The following is a 1,499-nucleotide window of genomic DNA, read 5'->3' as shown; positions in this document are numbered from 1 at the left end:
TTCGTGGCGACCTGCGAGCGCCGGTCAACGTCGAAGCCGTCGAAGTGTAAGCTAGAGCTGCTGGCGCGCTATCGCGGCATCGGCAAGCACGCCCGCCAGATCCTCTAGTTCACCTTGGCATAAGTATCGACCCGCATAGTCAAGCGGTCAGAGGCTTTCCTTGATAGGTCCATTTGAAGGGCTTTGCCATGGTCTCGTTGAAGTATGCGATGAAGTCTTCGATGCGCGCCTTGAGCTCGGCTTTCGAGGCGAAGCTCTCGCGGTGCAGGAGCTTGCGCACCAGGATCGAGAACCAGATTTCGATCTGATTGAGCCATGAGGCGTGCTTGGGGGTGAAATGGAAGGTGATCCTGTGGCTCTTGTCGCGCAGAAAGGCCTCGCGGCTGGCCATGGATTTGAGGATACCGCTCTTGGCCTTCTCCCCGAGGTCTTCTTCGATGCCACAGTGGCGGGCGACCAGGCGCACGACGCCCTCGGAGAGGTGGGTGTTGAGGTTGTCGCAGACGATGCGCCATTCCTGGTCTGGCGGGCCGGTGCTCAGGAGGCCGTCGAGGAAGGCCGTGAAGTCCTCCTCGGTCCGGCTTTCGCCGACCACGCCCTGCAGCTTGCCGATTGCGACATCGAAGGCGGCGATCAGAGTTTGCGTGCCGTGTCGCTTGTATTCGAACTCCCGGCGCTCGACCTGCCCCGGCTTCATCGGCAAGGAGGGCGCCATTCGCTCCAGCGCTTGGATGCCCGTCATTTCGTCAATCGACAGCGTGCGCACCCGCGACGCCTCGGCCAGCGCGCGGCGGTAGATTTGGCAGATATCCCGGCACTTGGCATCAAAGTGGGGATCGGACTTGGGCGTCAGCCAGGCCCGCAGGCGATGCGGCTTGAGATCCGCACCTTTTTAAAAGGCGCCCCGCGCTGCGGGGCGAGAGGCGCTCGACGAGCCCTTGGCGCAGCGCCTCGCGGGCGAGATCGCTGGCGCTCCAGTGGCTCAAGGGCAGCCCGCAGTCCCGCGGCCGCTTGCAGGCCAAGGCGATGATCGCGCAGTACTCCTCGGCCGTGATGCGACAGGGCGCACCACAGCGCGGCGCGTCGCTCAAGCGCTCGAGCGCCGCCCCCGAACCCGCGCTGGCAAGCCAACGCGCGCGCCATTGGCTCACCGTCTTGCGCCAGACGCCCACGCGCACCGCCGTCTCGGTGATGCTCATGCCCGCGGCCAATAGCAAGATCATTCGCGCCCGCAAGGCAGCGCCCTGCGCCGTCGAGGGCGAACGCACGAGGCCCTCCAGTTCAACGCGCTCATCCTCCGACAAAACAACTGCCGCCGCCGCTACGCCCATTGCAATCCTCCACAGCGAATCGATCGCCACAGAGAATCACCACGACACGCCCTTGAAAACCTCTATCTTGAGAGTCAACAATTCCGCCAAGGTGAACTAGTGGATAGAATCTAACATATGGTACCCATACGATCCCGTATCCCGGTTTCTCGGCAGGAGAAGGTCCGC

General features: G+C 63.3%; 2 protein-coding genes. Both read right to left on the bottom strand.

The features are described from left to right. Positions 1–139 precede the first annotated feature (139 nt). Positions 140–742 (bottom strand): transposase, encoded by a 603-nt coding sequence (locus GY769_04340; protein MCP4201144.1) that lies wholly within the window; start codon positions 740–742, stop codon positions 140–142. A gap of 82 nt (positions 743–824) precedes the next feature. Beyond that, on the bottom strand, positions 825–1,331 hold the full coding sequence (locus GY769_04335) for a helix-turn-helix domain-containing protein (protein ID MCP4201143.1): 507 nt from the start codon (positions 1,329–1,331) through the stop codon (positions 825–827). Between the last annotated feature and the right edge of the window lie 168 nt (positions 1,332–1,499).

This window comes from bacterium (genome assembly GCA_024224155.1).
GTDB lineage: Bacteria > Acidobacteriota > Thermoanaerobaculia > Multivoradales > JAHEKO01 > CALZIK01.
This window is presented reverse-complemented; position numbering and strand designations above follow the sequence as displayed.

What these genes read in the sequence shown, in the direction of transcription:
- GY769_04340 (MCP4201144.1), bottom strand. Translation starts at nt 742, where the DNA reads ATGACGGGCATCCAAGCGCTGGAGCGAATGGCGCCCTCCTTGCCGATG.
- GY769_04335 (MCP4201143.1), bottom strand. Translation starts at nt 1,331, where the DNA reads ATGGGCGTAGCGGCGGCGGCAGTTGTTTTGTCGGAGGATGAGCGCGTT.